Origin of the sequence: Methylobacterium sp. 092160098-2 (assembly GCF_028920805.1) — a bacterium.
Taxonomy (GTDB): domain Bacteria; phylum Pseudomonadota; class Alphaproteobacteria; order Rhizobiales; family Beijerinckiaceae; genus Methylobacterium; species Methylobacterium fujisawaense.
Map to the genome: position 1 here is coordinate 1,391,515 of NZ_JAQPZJ010000002.1, position 14,419 is coordinate 1,405,933.

The window sequence follows — 14,419 nt, forward strand, 5'->3', positions numbered from 1 at the left end:
ACCGAATGAAGTTGGCTAATCTTGGGAGAAAATCCATGTCATACGATACATTCTCGCGCAACAATCTGGTCCTAGAAGATAACATCACGTACTTGCGCTGGACCACGTGGGAGGGCAAGGAGATTGTGGAGTTCCACATTCTTGCCGACATGCTAGGTGAACTGTTCGATGATCCGGCCGCCGATGCCATCGATTTGTTTCTCGCCAACAAGACGGAGATCGAGCAAGCGGCTCAAGAGCACTATGCGGCGATGGGGGCGCCGGGTGGTGTTGTGGAGCTTGAGCACATCGACTTCATTTGATCTCACTACCGTAGTTTGCCGGCGCGATCCTGCTGATGCAGAACGATGAAATGGGCTCTCCGGCGAGTCCGGTGAAGCTACCCACGCCGGGGGACGCGACCGCTGATTGCGATCGAACCTGCTATTCGGTCGCCGGTCCCTACGACAACACGACCTTAAAGATGATCACAGTGATCGACGATGTCGCCGCGCCGGCACAATCCGCGATGGCATATCAAGATCCGCTGCCTTAAGCAGCAGGGCTGCGCTGACGACGATGAAAGTCGCACCTGTCGCCATCAGACCGCACCTACTCGCGTTCATCCGGATTGGCTTGGATCGTCCGTGTCGTGCGGGATGCCAAGCCAATCCAGCGCAGCCACCTGCGACTTGAAGGTATGCCATTGGGATATGAATGGCGCCGGCCGCTCGGACGGTGCCATCTCGTCGAGCAGCTCGATTTGTCACGTGTCGCTCGGCCGATTGCGAGAGAGGCCCCGAACCAAAGCCGCGATCACAATGCCATCGAGCAGCACATCGTAGCTGCCGGGAGCCCGTTCCTAGACGGTGTAGGTCATCAATCGCGCTTAGTCGCGAGGAGGCCTGGCAGCTGCCGGAGATCAGGAGCATTCAAGAGCGGCAGCGGCGCACCGGCAGGCACTTTGTCGTGGAAGCGGTTCGACCAGTACACCGGCATCCCGACCAACCCGGCCCCTGGTACATCATGGGCCGAGCCTGCGACGAACAGGACCTCAACCGGTGCGAGGTTCCCCAGAGCCGCAAGGCCAGCTTGGTAGGCACGTGGGTCTGTCTTGTAGACGCCGGCACGCTCAGCGCTGACGATCGCGTCGAAGGCGTGCCCCGTCGCGCTGGCAGCCGCTTCGGCCAAGCGTTGCGAGCAGTTGGTGACGACGGCGGTCTTCCATCCCTCTGATGCGAGTTGAACGAGGACGTCGTGCGCTTCCGGCCAGGGCCGCAACTCTCCTGAAGCCCACCGCTCAAGCAGTTCATCCGCCCGCACCTGAGTTAGCCCGACAGTCTGAGCGGCCTCGCGCACGATCACCTCGTAGGGGCGGTAAGCGCCCGCTGTCGTGACCCGCTGCAGCGACTCGCGCCGCCATCGACGTCCAAGCGCATCTTCGCCCGCGACCGCGACCCAGAGTGACCATGAGTCCATCAGTGCGGTCAGCAGATCGAAAGCAACGGCCCGGAACGGACCTGCTGAACGGTTGTCTTGCTCGCTCAAAACTGTGCTCCTCCCAATTCAGTCACATCGGGAAAAGGCGCCGCTAGGTGCCAGAGCCGCGTGGACCTTGCGCGCCGTTCCTTGTCGCTGGCGATCATGACGCCTTGACGATCATGAGGCCTTCCGCTCCCGGAATCGGATCCCGGCACCGCCGCCGTTCTCGGAGATGAACTCCAGACCGGCGGTCATGTTTTGAGATCCGCTGCCGCTACAACGACGGCTGCAGCGACAGCTGCTACGGCGCAGTCTTCGAACGCGTATTCCAGGCCGACGGCTTCGAGCAGGCGCTCAGCGCTAACGAGCACACAGGCCACGCCGATCGCCGCGAAACGGCTCCAGATCCGGTTCATCCGGCCTACTCAGGGTCGGCCACCTCGATCCCAAGCCATTTCAGTGCCGCTGGACGCGACTCGAAGGTGCGCCATTGGGATGTGAACGGCGCGGGTCTCTGAGCCGCCGGCATTTCGTCGAGTAGCTCGATTTGCCACATATCGCTCGGCCCGCTGCGAGAGATGCTCCGAACCAAAGCTGCGATCACAATGCCATCGAGCAGCACATCGTAGCTGCCGGGTGCCAGATCTTCGACGGTGTAGGTCACTGCTGATCCTTCGTGCGGAAGCCCGCGAAAAAGCGTGTGAGGCCCTGCAGATCACCGTCTGCTGAAACCTCGACGACGGGCGAGGGGTTCGGTCCGCCGCTCCTGCCCGCCAGTTCGTGCAGCACCTACGTCAGCAGCGGCGGCCATTCCACACCGTGGTCCTCCAGAAGCTGCGCAGCCTTCGCCAGCGCTACGGCCTGATCCGCCGGTACAGGGAGGCCCATGATCTGCGCGTCGAGTGCGCGATAGGCGAGCGAGGTGCAGAGGCGGAGGACCTCGGACAGACGCTCGGGCGCCGCGACTACTGAGTTCACGCCGGATCCTTCCTCCGCAGCTTCACGCCAGGCTCCCCGTGGTTCAGGAATTCGACGCCTTCGGCTTCCAGAACGCGCATCACGGCCTGGACCTTGTCGAGCCCGCTCACGAGCCCAGACGCGCCGCGCTTCTCCATCGCACCAATCGTGTTGATGTTCACTCTTGCCCGATCAGCTAGCGTCCCCTGATCCATCCCAACGAGCGCACGCGCAGCTCGCAGTTGGTTGCCCGTCGTCAACATCGCCGTTCTGATCCTGCCTGACTAGGATTTTTTCATAGTAGACTATTGGCTGCACGAACGGAAGGGCTCATACCTGACTAGGAATTATACCTAGTGAAGCGGGTTTGCAATGCCCCACCGCACCGTCTCTTGGTCCCGCATCGACCGCGCCGGCCGCGACGCTCGCCCCACGATCCTTGCCGGCCTGCTCAGCGCCCGCGCCCTCATCCAGTTCGGCGCCCGCACTCGTCCCCTCGCCGCCGGTGGTCGCTACGACCGCGCCGCCATCATGGCCGCCGCCTGCAAGGCTGCCAGCGGGATCCAGGAGCGGTGCGGCGTCTCTCGCGCCGATGCCATGTCATCCGCTCTCAAGGCCGCTTGGCAGGTCGCCAAGGCGGCCCACCGCGCCGCCGCGCACTGAGGCCGAGCCAGTGAACGCGCTCCTCACCCGCCGTTCCGCCCTCACTGCCGCCCTGGTGCTGGCCGCCTACCGCTCCGTTCCTGCCGTCGCCGACCCGTTCACGGTCGCGATCCGCCGGGCCCGGGCCGCAGATGCCGCCTGCCGTGAGGCCGGGCGCTTCGCCCGCGATATTCAGGCTGCCGGCCTACCGCTTCCCGCAGACTGGCGCGCGTACCGGATCGGGCTGGCCCTGGCCCGCACCGCCGCACGGTCCGAGCTGCACGCCCTGACGCCCACCACTCCCAAGGCCGCTGCCGCGCTGGTCGCCTACTACCAGCAGCGCGCCGAGGTTTCGGACGATCCTGCCGTCATCCGTGCTGCCCGCCGTCGGCTCCGCAAGGTCGCCCAGCGCCCCGGCGCCGCAGCCCTCGACGTCACGCCGCTGGCCCGCGCCTCGCTCAGCTAAGCGCCGCCCGCACCCCCTTTGCCGCCACCGACCCACCGCCAAGAGCCCCACTAGGAGCGCGAACGATGAAGCACGCCCGTATCCCCGATCTCTCGCAGGCCATCCCGGTCCGCATCACCACCAGCAGCAAGCCGGTCCGCGTCCCCGTGGATCGTCGCTATCGCAACCTGCTGGACGAGCAGCAGCCGGGCGCGATCGAGCCCTGGCAGGCCGTGACGCCGGTTCGGCCGGACACCGCGCACAGCCGCAGCCTGCGCTTCCTCGACGCCACGGGCGAGCTGCTGGCCGCCTTCGCCATCATCGCGGGCGGCATGGTCCTGACCGGCCTCGCCACCCTGCTCTGACCCCAGCCTGCAACCGTGCGGGCCGGTTGCCCGCGCCCTCACTCCCGAGGCCCGCAATGCCATTCCGTGCCACCCTCAAGAAGCTGATCCGCCGAGATGCCACCGCCCCGAGCCTGCGCGAGCGCGCAGCCGAGCTGCGCGGCTCGCTCACCGGTCAGACCCGCCGGACCATCGTCGCCGGTTCGGTCGCCGCCGCCGTGCCGCAGGAGCGCGCCGAGTACCGCGCCCGCCTCCTCGCCGCCTACACCGAGGAACGGGCGAGCCGCCCCATCGGCATACGGGCTGAGTTCCGCAGCATCGAGGAGCGCGCTTCTGATCTGGTCGTGCAGCGTTGCTTCGACGTCGCCAGAGAGGTGGTTGCGCTGCCGCCGCCGACCACAATTGACGGCCTAGCGCTCGCAGCCCTCGCCGCGGCGATCCTAACTGAGGCCAACTACACCAACCAAGATCCGACGACGGTTGCCGCCGTGGGGATGACGCGGGCCGCTCTCGCCTTTTCCGGCGCTTCGCTGCCGCCGGGCTTCGTCGGCTTTGGCGACGAGCCGGACCACAAGGAGCGCGACACCGCCTTGCACGCCGGGGAAGGCAGCCTGCCGGCATGGGCCATCGCTCAGGCGGAAGCCGAGCGCGCCGCCAACGAAGACGACGCCCGACGCCGCAACGCGCGGCGCTCGCCCCGCCGCGCCTCCCGCCTATCTCAGACCGGAGGCCGCCCGTGCCCTCTCTCAAGCTGTCCAACCTGTTCCGCCGCAACACCGCCACAGACCGCCCTCGACGCTGCAGACCGCATCATCGCGGTGCTGGACCGCATGGACCGCATGGACGGCGATGCCGACCACGAGGACAGCGGCGACGCAGAGCCCTCGCTGGCCGCCCCCAAGAACCACACCGGCAGCCAAGCCGTCTACATGCGCGGGAGCGATCAGGACCGCGTGGCGGAGGCGCCCGAGCCCGTGGTGCCTGGGGTGCCGACAGAGCCGCAGCCAGTTGCCGAGATCCTGCCCTGGCGCGGTCGCGGCAACGTTATCGCTGCTGCGGGCGCTACGATCCTAGATATCGTTGTTGGTTTTGGGCTGCAGGAAGCGTCGGCCAAGGTCACTGAAGGCTGGCCCGCGTAGCGCAGCGTCTGTGGCCTTCACGTGGACGTTATTGGATTGCGCGGATGGCTTGGCCGCACATCGCTCCTCCCGTCCTCATCTGGGGGCAAGCGGAATAGCGTCAATGTTCCAATTTGCTCGTCTAACGGCGTTTTCCCCCCGGCACCCTGCCGGGTTGCGTCTATCGCAGGCCCGCCGCGCGGTTGCGTGCATGATGGTCGCCACGCCGGCCCTGGTGGCGGCGCGCGAGGCTGTGGCCGCAACCGCCTTCCCGATCGATACCGCGCGTACGCACGTCGCCTTCGACGTGGCCTCCCTCGGCTTTGGCAACACTCACGGAAGCTTCCACTCCTTCAGCGGGCAGCTAGCCCTGGACCTAGAGCGCCCGCAGCGCAGCGGCGTCAATTTCACCGTTGCGGCCGCCTCGGTCACCACTGGATCCGAGCAACTCGATGGCTACATTCGCGACACCTTCTTCGACGTCGCGTACTTCCCGACGATGAGCTTTCAATCCACCGCGGTGCGTAAGCTCGACGAGCGGACAGCGGAGGTGACTGGTGCCCTCACCCTGCACGGCGTCACACGGCCAATCGTCTTGCGCGTGGCGGTCGAGCCCGCACCGGGCGGTCGCAAAGTGCTGGGTTTCGTCGCCACCACCACGATCCATCGCAGCGAGTTCGGTATGACGGCGGCGCTCCCGCTCGTCGCCGACGACATCGCCATCCGGGTCTCCACGGAGGCCGAGGGCGTCGAGTAGGATGGCAGTTCGCACTCACGCCGGCACGGACGCGGGCCTGGGCTGGAGCCGCGCTTCCCGCCTCCTGCATTGGACGGGCGCCGGGCTGATCGCGGTCCTCGTCGCACTCGGCTGGATCATGTTCTCCCCGTTGATCCCGATCGCGCTGCGGTTCGACCTCTTTCAGCTGCACAAGTCTCTTGGGCTCGTCGCCTTGGCCTTGGTCGGCCTACGCGCAGTCCAGGCGATTCTGCAGCGGCGACCGCCACCGCGCGGTGGGCCGGTCGCGCGGGCCGCAGCCGGTATCGTCCAGGCGGCACTCTGGGGCGTGATGGTCGCCCTCCCCCTTTCCGGATGGGCAACGGCTTCCGCCTCGCCGCTCGCCATCCCAATCCGGTTCTTCGGCCTATTCCGCGTTCCGGCGCTCCTGGCACCCGACTTGGCAACCTACGTCACCGTCGCGCGATACCACCTCGTACTTGGCATGATCTTGGTCGGTCTCGTCGTGGTCCATGCAGGGGCGGCGCTCAAACATCACTTCCGCGACCGTGACGATGTCCTCGTGCGCATGCTGCGTGGGCGACCGAGAACCTCCATCAGAGCCCCGACGCACGATGCTAACTCAGAGTAGATGTCCCGTTCAGCGTACCGAAAACTTGGCCTAGACGCATGTTGAAGCTGGCGGCGGTGCAGCTATTGAGACCAGGCAGAGAAAAAGGTCCGGCAGCGGAGTCATCCTCAGCCAGACCTGACGCGACGCTGCCGGCGAGGAAGGCGGCAACTTCCGCTCTTGGACTACATGCGGTGCATCATCCGGTGGCGCATCATCCGGTGGCGCATGCGGCGATGCTCCATGTGCCGCACCATGCGACGGATGCCGACAGTGGTGATGGCGTCGGAGGAACCAGCCACGGCGGTGGCCGGAACGTGGCTCAGCGGGGCCGCCGAGGCTGGTACGGTCAGAGCGGCAGCGCCCAGCGCGCCGAGCAGGGCCGCGGTGATCATTGATGTGCGCAAGAATGCATCCTCTCGTGCCGCTGTGGAGGCGCTGGAAATCCAGCAGGCTGAGGCAGCGGCAGGTCCCAGCCCCGCTAGGAAGGCATGGTGCTGATCGATGGTTCCGAAGGGGTGATCACGAAACGGTTAGGCTTGAACACAGCCCTAAGAAGGACGTTCACGTAAGGAAATCCGCTAGCGCAGCCTCTATAGTTTGGGTGCGCCTTCGGTGGATCGTCCAGGTCGCGAGCCTCGAAGGCGTCTGACTCAACATCGATTGGGGGTCTTGATATCGTGATCAGAATGCCGTTCTCTTGGCCTCAGTCTTCCTTGCTGGTCCTGGGAAAGGCTATCGAGCGACTTAACCCCGCCTCCAACCGGATGGCGGGGTTTTTTCGACATTATTTCAAACTGTCTACTTTTTCGTTACGGACGTAACACGTAAATAGGCGATGTGCGAAAAGACACTCTGTTGTCAAATGCTGGCTTGCTCGACATACGTGTTGCCGATTTGCACTGGCACTCGGCGGCATTGCACCGTTTCCTCCCTCGTCCTCAACAGCCAAGGAAGAGGGACAAAGGACCAGATGATCAGAAAGCTTCTTCTCGCGAGCGCCGCCACGGCTCTCATGGCCGGTGCAGCCTCGGCCGCCGACCTTCCGCGTCGCGCTCCGCCGCCGGTGTTCACCCCCGTCCCGGTGTTCACCTGGACCGGTTTCTACGTCGGTGTGAACGCCGGCTACGCCTTCGACGCCAGCAGCCACAACGACAACGCGACCTTCGGCGTGCCGGGCGCCTTCGCGACCGTGCCAGGGACGACGGCGACGTTCCGCAATCGCAGCCAGGAAGGCTTCTCCGGCGGTGGCCAGATCGGCTACAACTACCAGTTTACCCCGGGCTCGGGTGTGGTGATCGGCATCGAGGCTGACGCTCAGTACCTCGACTTCGGCCGTGACCGGCGCAGCGCCTTCATCAACGGCGGTCTGGCGCCCGGCTTCGCGGTGACCGACCCACGCGGCTTGTCGAGCCTCGACTACTTCGGCACCGTCCGCGGTCGCATCGGCTATGCCTTCGACCGCACTCTCGTGTACGGCACCGGCGGCTTCGCCTACGGCTCGGGCAGCTCGGATCGCAGCTTCGGTGGCTTTGCCGGCAACGACAGCTTCCGTACCGGCTGGGCCGCTGGCGGTGGCATCGAGTACGCGCTGCCCACCGAGAGCTGGCTCAACTTCTTCCATTCGTCGGCTGTGACGATCAAGGTCGAAGGTTTGTACGTCAACCTCGACCGCAACAATCGCAACCAGGGCGCGTTCGTAATCAACGCTGCCAACAACTTCCCGGTGGCGTTCAACAACATCGGCCGCCGTGACGATCAGTTCGCTGTGGTGCGTGCCGGCCTGAACTACAAGTTCGGGACGTACTAAGGCCCGTCATCGTCCAGTTTGGCCTCCGGATCCCCAGCCCGATCAGACTGGCCGCGAGGTCGAGCCGCGCCCTAGGAGCACCCACTCCTGGGGCGTCTGTCGTTCCGGCCCGCAGGGCAGCCAGCGATCATTCTCCAAGGATGCTCGGCGCTGGCTCCCAGTCCACGAGACGATCTGCGACCTGCTCATTTGTCCAGAGATGCCGCACCTAGCTCGGGAAGGGGTGGCTCGGGGAAAATGCACAGTGGGGCTGAGTGGAATTTCTGCCTGACGGCGGCCAGGATGGCTGCGGATCAGGAGCGATGATGAGCAAGCGACAACGCCGGAACCATCTCCCAGCCTTCAAGGCGAAGGTGGCTCTGGCTGCCCTGCGGGGCGAGAAGACCCTAGCCGAACTGGCCCAGCACTTCGATGTCCATCCCAACCAGATCACGGCCTGGAAGACCCAGCTTCTCGACGGGGCTGCCGGGGTGTTCGGATCCGCGCCCCGGTCGGAGGCGGCACCGGCTATCGACGTGAAGACGCTGCACGCCAAGATCGGCGAGTTGACGCTGACCAACGATTTTTTATCCGGCGCGCTCGGCAAAGCCGGTCTGCTGAGCGCAAAGCGATGATCGATCGCGGGCACGATCTGCCCATCGCCAAACAGGCCAAGGCGCTCGGGATCAGCCGGGGCAGCGTCTACGACCTGCCACGTCCGGTCCCGGCCGCTGATCTCGCGGTGATGCGGCGGATGGACGAGTTGCATCTCGAACTGCCCTTCGCGGGGAGCCGGATGCTGCGGGATCTCCTCAACACAGAGGGGGTCGCGATTGGCCGCTGCCATGTCGCGACGCTGATGAAGCGCCTGTGCATCGAGGCGCTCTACCGCAAACCGAGCAACTCGAAGCCTACGCCGGGGCACAAGATCTACCCGTATCTGCTGCGGGGGCTAACGATCGACAGACCCAATCAGGTCTGGGCGATGGACATCACCTACGTTCCAATGGCGCGTGGGTTTGTCTACTTGGCGGCCGTGATCGACTGGTTCAGCCGCCGGGTCCTGTCCTGGCGGCTATCGATCACCATGGAGGCCGATTTCTGCGTGGAGGCTCTTGAGGAGGCGCTCACCCGGCACGGCCAGCCGGAGATCTTCAACACCGACCAGGGCTCGCAGTTCACCAGCCACGCCTTCACCAGCGTGCTGCGGCAGGCGGGGATCGCCATCAGCATGGACGGCAAAGGCGCGTGGCGCGACAACGTCTTCGTCGAACGATTGTGGCGGTCAGTCAAGTACGAGCCTTGACCGGCGCACCCCAGACCAAGCCTACTTCGACACGCTGCCGCATCCCGTGGCGGCCTGAACCCGGCAGGATACCCACTCATCCAAGCTCAGTTCGCTGTTCAGACAAACCGAACCACCTCTGCAGCAGCAGCCACGCAGATGCAGGCGCCATCCACACAGGACATAGCCTCAGGGACCGCTCACGCCCCTTTGTGGGCGCTCGCGACGAGGGTTCAAAGAGATGTTGTGTAGACAGCGTAGGGGGCGTCATGGATGTCCGGTGCATCTCGAAACTTCTCGAAACTCATGCGCAGGTACAATGGCGCATGCTTAGCAGTTAAACCGACCCTTCGCTTTTCCCGACGTGGAAACGCCGAGACACATGGGGAGTGGATCAATGTTTGTTGCAACTTGGAACGGTGACGAGATCGCCCGGAGTCCCCACTGCATCCTCGTCGAAAACCGTCTCTACTACCCACCTGAAAGCGTTCGACCCGGCGCGCTAAGGCCGGCAAGCGGCAGTAGTCAATGTTATTGGAAGGGCGGCGCGGCCACCTACTTTGATGTGCTTGCTGGAGGTGAAGTGAATGCTGGCGCAGCATGGACCTATGAGGAAACCGCCCCGATCGCGCGGCCGATCGAGAACTGGGTCGCGTTCTGGCAGGGGGTCGAGAGTCGCTGGGTGGGCGATGATGAGGGCCGGCCGCAGGTTCTCGAACATGCGATACCCAGCGTCGCCAAGGCAATCGGCGTCGACAAGGTGTATTGGCGGCCGACGCTCGACATCCCGGGGCTGACAGGGGAGTTCACCGGCTATCGTATCGACAGCCCTCCGACGCTGGTCGAGATCTTCGCAGAGAGCGGAGCGCATGACCGGGGCACGCTAGTGGCGATGGCGCGTGATCGCGCTGCAGCCGTCCTCAAATTTTCGGAATCCCGCGCTTCTCAAGGAAAGCACGGCCTTGCTTATATCGCAGTTTGGGGAAGCGCCTTCCCCTCGGCAGATGCACTTGCCGCGCTGAAAGAAGGCCATTCTGTCGTCGATCTTGCCGACCCTGCCGAGGTATACTCGCTTGCGATTAGGAAAGCGTCATGACTTACGGTTTTCTCGACATAATCTCGACGCCGGCCAACGAGATGATTCAGGCGCAGTGGGGAAGCCGTGACTATTTCGAACATTTTTCTGGTGATCGAAAATTCGATCGCTTTACCCCAGAAATTGCAGAGTTCATTGTTCAGCGTGATACCTTCTTCATCGCTACCATTTCGGAGAATGGATGGCCGTACGTCCAGCATCGTGGCGGCCCGCGCGGGTTTGTGAAGGTGCTCGATGACAGGACGCTGGCTTTTGCGGACTACCGGGGCAATCAGCAATATCTCTCTTCGGGCAATATAGCGTCTGGCGGGCGCGCTGCGCTCATCATGGTCGATTTTGTCAGGTGTCGCCGGTTGAAGATCCTGGCGCTTGCGGAGCTGCTGGAGCTGGGAGATGATCCTTCCCTGATAGAGCGGGTGAGCGATCCCTCTTATAAGGCCACGATCGAGCGGGCGATGGTCCTCCACCTCGAAGCATACGATCTGAATTGCCCGCAGCACATCGTCCAGCGCTTCGGGACCGAAGAACTAGCCGAGCGCACAAGGCTCCTGGAAGATCGCGTCGCGCTTCTGGAACGCGAAAACGCGGCGTTGCGCTCGGCGACTGCCCCCGCAACGCACCCGCCAAATTGAAGCTGGAGCTAACCCAATTGTTCACTCTAGATGTATGGTGCCGGTATGTGGTGTGACGGATCGAGCCTGAAGCGTTCGGGCTCTTTCGTCCAGGTCTGGCAGATGAACTCGTAGGGCGTGAGGCCGCGCAGGGTCTTGAGCCGGCGGCCGTAGTCGTAGGCGTCTACAGACAGCTGCAGGTGATGTCGGAACTCGTCATGGCTGGCGTGCTGGTAGCGCTTGACCGTGGCGTCCTTGATGGTGCGGTTCATCCGCTTGACCTGACCGTTGGTCCATGAGTGGTTAGGCTTGGTCAGACGATGCTCGATGCCGTGCTCGTGGCAGACGCGATCGAACATGTGCCGGCTGTAGAGGGCTGTCGGGCCTGAGCGGTTGCGCGGGGCATGGCAGAATTGCACCCCATTGTCGGTCAACACGGTGTGGATCTTGTACGGCACGAACGCGACCAGCGCGTGAAGGAAATCCGATGCTGTGTAGCGGTTCGCTTCTGCTTCCAGCCTCACCAAAGCCAGCTTTGAGGTTCGGTAGATGGCCACAAACAGGTAGAGCTTGCCCTGTTCTGTCCTGACCTCGGCGATATCGATGTGCATGTAGCCGATGGGGTAATCGGCAAAGCGCTTCTTCTTGGGCTTGTCGCCGTCCATCTCCGGTGGCCTGCCCCCATTCGGTGGCCCAGGTTCGAAGTTAGTGCATCGTCGGCCGTGTGACGATGGCGGGGTGAGCGAGCGGCGCTGATCTGCTCGGTTCCGTTGGCCAGATGACGACCTCCGGTGCAGGCGGGTGGTAGCCGAGCGACGAGTGCGGCCGGATGCTGTTGTAGTGCCTACGCCATTGCTCGATCACGACGCAGGCCTCCTTGAGGGTGTAGAACACCTCGCCGTTGAGGAGCTCATCCCGCAGCTTCGCGTTGAAGCTCTCGCAATAGCCGTTCTCCCACGGACTGCCCGGCTCGATGTAGGCGGTCGTCGATCCCACCGCCGCGATCCAGTCCTGAACGGCTTTAGCGATGAACTCCGGCCCATTGTCCGAGCGGATATGACCCGGCACACCGCGCAGGCTGAACAGATCCGAGAGAACATCGATCACGTCGAGTGCCTTCAGCTTGCGAGATACACGGATTGCCAGACACTCGCGCGTGAACTCGTCGATGACGTTCAGCATCCGGTATTTGCGCCCATTATGCGTGCGGTGCTCGACGAAGTCGTAGGACCAGACGTGGTCCGGTCGCTCCGGTCGCAGTCGTCGGCATGAGCCATCGTTGAGCCAGAGGCGTGCCCGCTTCGGTTGGCGAGCGGGGACCTTAAGGCCTTCCTGTCGCCAGATCCGTTCGACCCGCTTCACGTTCACCGTCCAGCCGTCGCGCCGGAGCAAGGCCGTGATCCGACGGTAGCCGTAACGGCCGTACTGGAGGGCCAACGCGATGATCGCAGCCGTCAGGGCGGCTTCGTCCTCGATCAAGACGGCGCATTTGCGCTGTGTCGAACGATGCTGGCCCAGAACACGGCAGGCGAAGCGTTCCGAGACGCCATGCTCGGCAACGACGTAGTCGACACAAGCCCGGCGGCGAGCCGGGCTCAGATGGGGTATTCGGGGTGCCTCGCGCGGCGGAAGCGGCGGCATGATGGCGCTTCGATCCAATCCCGGAGCCCCACCATGAGCGAGCAGCACCACGTCGGCCTCGATGTCTCCGTGAAGGAGACCGCAATCTGCATCGTCGATCCCCATGGTAAGGTCGTGCACCGGGCCACCGTCGAGAGCCATCCCGAGGTGATCGGCCGGCACCTGATCGACCTCGGCCACAGCTACGCGCGTGTCGGCCTGGAGGCGGGACCGCTCTCACCGTGGCTCTACGCCGGCCTGGTCGAAGCCGGACTGCCGGCGATCTGCGTCGAGACCCGCCACATGCATGCGGCCCTCTCGGCCCGCATCAACAAGACCGACCGCAACGACGCGATGGGCATAGCCCAGATGATGCGGGTCGGCCTGTTCAAGCCGGTCCACGTCAAAACGCCGGCCAGCCAGCAACGCCGCCTGCTCCTGACCTCGCGCAAGCTGCTTCAGCGCAAGGCTTACGACATCGAGAGCGACCTGCGCGGCCAACTGCGCAACTTCGGCCTCAAAGTCGGTGTCGTGGGGGCTGCCGGTTTCGAGCAGCGCGTACGCGACCTCGTGCTCGATCTGCCCTTCGTCGCGGCCGTGGTCCTGCCGCTGCTGGAGGCGCGCTCGGCGCTGCGGACCCAACTGGCCAAGCTGCACAAAATGCTGCTGGACCAGGTCCGCACCGACCCGGTCTGCCGGCGCTTGATGACCGCGCCCGGCGTCGGGCCGGTCGTGGCGTTGACCTACCGTACCTGCGTCGACAACCCAGCCCGCTTCGGACGATCGCAATGCGTCGGGGCGCATTATGGTCTGACGCCGCGGCTCTACCAGTCCGGCGAGACGAAGCGGGTCGGCCGAGTCTCGAAGTGCGGCGACACGATGATGCGCGCCGCACTGTATGAGGCCGCGCTCGTGCTGCTGACTGGCCCTCGGGTTCGATGGTCCTCGCTGAAGGTCTGGGGGCTGGCTGTGGCCAAGCGCAGAGGCATGCAGAAGGCCCTCGTGGCCGTCGCCCGCAAGCTGGCGATCGTGCTGCATCGGATGTGGCGCGACGAGAAGGATTTCCGCTGGTCGACCGAAGCCGCGACGGCGGCCTGAAGCTTACGGATCAGCATCACGTAACACCGAGCTCCTCCGGCGTGGAGGAGGTCCCTGTGGGGACGATGGGAGCGGGTGAGACCGAGGAAACTCGAGCGTCGGTTCTGCCGGGCGCGCGGCTTAGATGGATCCGCCCACTCCCTCTAACCCCATCATGAGGCGGCGCTCGCCGACCTCGGAGAGAAGCAAGAGCTCCACAGGGCCGATCACGCGTCGAACCAGGATGCGCACGAAAGGGCGTTGACCGATGAACCCCGAATAGAGAAGAAGTTTCCCGAGGCGGCCTCTTTCAGGATCAGCTTCTCCAGGGTCAGGTCGGAGATCGCTCGACGAAGACGCTGGTTCTCAGTCTCCAAGGACTTCAGCCGCTTGACCTGATCGCCCTTCAGACCGCCGTACTCGGAACGCCAGCGATAGTACGTGACTTCCGTCACCTCGATGGATCGGATTGCTTCAGCAACCTTGCGTCCTTGCGACACCAAGACATCGACCTGACGCAGCTTGGCGACGATCTCTTCAGCCGTATGCTTCTTCCGTCCCATGAAAATATCCTCCACATGGCTTGAAGCCATACCTCAGGGAGGACCACTTTTCAGGAGGCAGGCCA

At 64.2% G+C, this 14,419-nt stretch carries 18 protein-coding genes and 4 pseudogenes; 13 read left to right on the forward strand and 9 right to left on the reverse strand.

Translation table 11 applies throughout. The features are described from left to right. Nucleotides 1-35: 35 nt before the first annotated feature. The gene (locus tag PQI07_RS32205) at nt 36-302 is read left to right on the forward strand and encodes a hypothetical protein (protein WP_274928889.1); all 267 of its coding nucleotides are present in this window, start codon (nt 36-38) and stop codon (nt 300-302) included. Nucleotides 303-337: 35 nt separating this feature from the next. Beyond that, nucleotides 338-535 (forward strand): hypothetical protein, encoded by a 198-nt coding sequence (locus PQI07_RS32210; protein ID WP_274928890.1) that lies wholly within the window; start codon nt 338-340, stop codon nt 533-535. Between the two features lie 323 nt (nt 536-858). Here PQI07_RS32210 and PQI07_RS32215 read toward each other — a convergent pair whose 3' ends face one another. The 5 genes from PQI07_RS32215 to PQI07_RS32235 form a co-directional block, all read right to left on the reverse strand. Next, nucleotides 859-1,527 carry an HAD-IA family hydrolase gene (locus PQI07_RS32215; RefSeq protein ID WP_274928891.1) on the reverse strand — a complete coding sequence of 223 codons (669 nt, stop codon included), beginning with the start codon at nt 1,525-1,527 and terminating at the stop codon, nt 859-861. Between the two features lie 185 nt (nt 1,528-1,712). Continuing rightward, complete coding sequence (locus PQI07_RS32220; RefSeq protein ID WP_274928892.1) at nt 1,713-1,877, reverse strand: hypothetical protein; 165 nt, start codon at nt 1,875-1,877, stop codon at nt 1,713-1,715. A 5-nt stretch (nt 1,878-1,882) separates the two neighbouring features. Beyond that, nucleotides 1,883-2,125, reverse strand: a complete 243-nt coding sequence (locus PQI07_RS32225; protein WP_274928893.1) for a hypothetical protein — start codon at nt 2,123-2,125, stop codon at nt 1,883-1,885. Nucleotides 2,126-2,250: 125 nt separating this feature from the next. Then, nucleotides 2,251-2,439: a hypothetical protein gene (locus tag PQI07_RS32230; RefSeq protein ID WP_274928894.1), complete on the reverse strand. Its 189-nt coding sequence runs from the start codon at nt 2,437-2,439 to the stop codon at nt 2,251-2,253. Beyond that, nucleotides 2,436-2,600: a hypothetical protein gene (locus PQI07_RS32235; RefSeq protein WP_342462671.1), complete on the reverse strand. Its 165-nt coding sequence runs from the start codon at nt 2,598-2,600 to the stop codon at nt 2,436-2,438. Before PQI07_RS32235 ends, PQI07_RS32230 begins: the two co-directional genes overlap by 4 nt. Before the next feature lie 190 nt (nt 2,601-2,790). Here PQI07_RS32235 and PQI07_RS32240 point away from each other — a divergent pair, with 190 nt between their 5' ends. The 6 genes from PQI07_RS32240 to PQI07_RS32265 all read left to right on the forward strand — a co-directional run bounded on the left by PQI07_RS32240 (nt 2,791) and on the right by PQI07_RS32265 (nt 6,334). Further along, a complete protein-coding gene (locus tag PQI07_RS32240; RefSeq protein WP_274928896.1) occupies nt 2,791-3,081 on the forward strand; it encodes a hypothetical protein in 291 nt (96 codons plus the stop codon). A gap of 10 nt (nt 3,082-3,091) precedes the next feature. Then, nucleotides 3,092-3,526, forward strand: coding sequence for a penicillin-binding protein (locus PQI07_RS32245; protein WP_274928897.1), 435 nt, complete (start codon nt 3,092-3,094; stop codon nt 3,524-3,526). 65 nt (nt 3,527-3,591) lie between these two features. Next, nucleotides 3,592-3,870 (forward strand): hypothetical protein, encoded by a 279-nt coding sequence (locus PQI07_RS32250; RefSeq protein WP_274928898.1) that lies wholly within the window; start codon nt 3,592-3,594, stop codon nt 3,868-3,870. Nucleotides 3,871-3,926: 56 nt separating this feature from the next. Next, a complete protein-coding gene (locus PQI07_RS32255) occupies nt 3,927-4,988 on the forward strand; it encodes a hypothetical protein (protein WP_274928899.1) in 1,062 nt (353 codons plus the stop codon). 190 nt (nt 4,989-5,178) lie between these two features. Then, nucleotides 5,179-5,724 (forward strand): YceI family protein, encoded by a 546-nt coding sequence (locus tag PQI07_RS32260; RefSeq protein WP_274928900.1) that lies wholly within the window; start codon nt 5,179-5,181, stop codon nt 5,722-5,724. 1 nt (nt 5,725) lies between these two features. Further along, on the forward strand, nt 5,726-6,334 hold the full coding sequence (locus tag PQI07_RS32265) for a cytochrome b (RefSeq protein ID WP_274928901.1): 609 nt from the start codon (nt 5,726-5,728) through the stop codon (nt 6,332-6,334). Between the two features lie 164 nt (nt 6,335-6,498). On the opposite strand, the gene PQI07_RS32270 is transcribed toward PQI07_RS32265, so the two are convergent. Further along, on the reverse strand, nt 6,499-6,720 hold the full coding sequence (locus tag PQI07_RS32270) for a hypothetical protein (RefSeq protein WP_274928902.1): 222 nt from the start codon (nt 6,718-6,720) through the stop codon (nt 6,499-6,501). A gap of 566 nt (nt 6,721-7,286) precedes the next feature. Between PQI07_RS32270 and PQI07_RS32275 the strand changes: the two genes are divergently transcribed. The 4 genes and pseudogenes from PQI07_RS32275 to PQI07_RS32290 all read left to right on the forward strand — a co-directional run bounded on the left by PQI07_RS32275 (nt 7,287) and on the right by PQI07_RS32290 (nt 11,115). Continuing rightward, nucleotides 7,287-8,123: an outer membrane protein gene (locus PQI07_RS32275; RefSeq protein ID WP_274928903.1), complete on the forward strand. Its 837-nt coding sequence runs from the start codon at nt 7,287-7,289 to the stop codon at nt 8,121-8,123. A gap of 305 nt (nt 8,124-8,428) precedes the next feature. Next, nucleotides 8,429-9,466: pseudogene (locus PQI07_RS32280) on the forward strand (IS3 family transposase). Nucleotides 9,467-9,784: 318 nt separating this feature from the next. Then, nucleotides 9,785-10,483 (forward strand): DUF427 domain-containing protein, encoded by a 699-nt coding sequence (locus PQI07_RS32285; RefSeq protein ID WP_274928904.1) that lies wholly within the window; start codon nt 9,785-9,787, stop codon nt 10,481-10,483. Beyond that, nucleotides 10,480-11,115: a pyridoxamine 5'-phosphate oxidase family protein gene (locus PQI07_RS32290; RefSeq protein ID WP_274928905.1), complete on the forward strand. Its 636-nt coding sequence runs from the start codon at nt 10,480-10,482 to the stop codon at nt 11,113-11,115. The genes PQI07_RS32285 and PQI07_RS32290 overlap by 4 nt, the downstream gene beginning before the upstream one ends. 26 nt (nt 11,116-11,141) lie before the next feature. On the opposite strand, the pseudogene PQI07_RS32295 reads toward PQI07_RS32290, so the two are convergent. Both PQI07_RS32295 and PQI07_RS32300 read right to left on the reverse strand, forming a co-directional pair. Continuing rightward, nucleotides 11,142-11,771, reverse strand: a pseudogene (locus PQI07_RS32295) (DDE-type integrase/transposase/recombinase); the annotation flags it as partial. 28 nt (nt 11,772-11,799) lie between these two features. After that, nucleotides 11,800-12,714, reverse strand: a pseudogene (locus tag PQI07_RS32300) (IS3 family transposase); the annotation flags it as partial. Nucleotides 12,715-12,768: 54 nt separating this feature from the next. Between PQI07_RS32300 and PQI07_RS32305 the strand changes: the two are divergent. Beyond that, nucleotides 12,769-13,812: an IS110 family RNA-guided transposase gene (locus PQI07_RS32305; RefSeq protein ID WP_274926645.1), complete on the forward strand. Its 1,044-nt coding sequence runs from the start codon at nt 12,769-12,771 to the stop codon at nt 13,810-13,812. A gap of 260 nt (nt 13,813-14,072) precedes the next feature. On the opposite strand, the pseudogene PQI07_RS32310 reads toward PQI07_RS32305, so the two are convergent. Further along, nucleotides 14,073-14,354, reverse strand: a pseudogene (locus tag PQI07_RS32310) (transposase); the annotation flags it as partial. Nucleotides 14,355-14,419 lie beyond the last annotated feature (65 nt).

What these genes read in the sequence shown, in the direction of transcription:
- PQI07_RS32205 (WP_274928889.1), top strand. Translation starts at nt 36, where the DNA reads ATGTCATACGATACATTCTCGCGCAACAATCTGGTCCTAGAAGATAAC.
- PQI07_RS32210 (WP_274928890.1), top strand. Translation starts at nt 338, where the DNA reads ATGCAGAACGATGAAATGGGCTCTCCGGCGAGTCCGGTGAAGCTACCC.
- PQI07_RS32220 (WP_274928892.1), bottom strand. Translation starts at nt 1,877, where the DNA reads ATGAACCGGATCTGGAGCCGTTTCGCGGCGATCGGCGTGGCCTGTGTG.
- PQI07_RS32240 (WP_274928896.1), top strand. Translation starts at nt 2,791, where the DNA reads ATGCCCCACCGCACCGTCTCTTGGTCCCGCATCGACCGCGCCGGCCGC.
- PQI07_RS32250 (WP_274928898.1), top strand. Translation starts at nt 3,592, where the DNA reads ATGAAGCACGCCCGTATCCCCGATCTCTCGCAGGCCATCCCGGTCCGC.
- PQI07_RS32255 (WP_274928899.1), top strand. Translation starts at nt 3,927, where the DNA reads ATGCCATTCCGTGCCACCCTCAAGAAGCTGATCCGCCGAGATGCCACC.
- PQI07_RS32260 (WP_274928900.1), top strand. Translation starts at nt 5,179, where the DNA reads ATGATGGTCGCCACGCCGGCCCTGGTGGCGGCGCGCGAGGCTGTGGCC.
- PQI07_RS32265 (WP_274928901.1), top strand. Translation starts at nt 5,726, where the DNA reads ATGGCAGTTCGCACTCACGCCGGCACGGACGCGGGCCTGGGCTGGAGC.
- PQI07_RS32275 (WP_274928903.1), top strand. Translation starts at nt 7,287, where the DNA reads ATGATCAGAAAGCTTCTTCTCGCGAGCGCCGCCACGGCTCTCATGGCC.
- PQI07_RS32285 (WP_274928904.1), top strand. Translation starts at nt 9,785, where the DNA reads ATGTTTGTTGCAACTTGGAACGGTGACGAGATCGCCCGGAGTCCCCAC.
- PQI07_RS32290 (WP_274928905.1), top strand. Translation starts at nt 10,480, where the DNA reads ATGACTTACGGTTTTCTCGACATAATCTCGACGCCGGCCAACGAGATG.
- PQI07_RS32305 (WP_274926645.1), top strand. Translation starts at nt 12,769, where the DNA reads ATGAGCGAGCAGCACCACGTCGGCCTCGATGTCTCCGTGAAGGAGACC.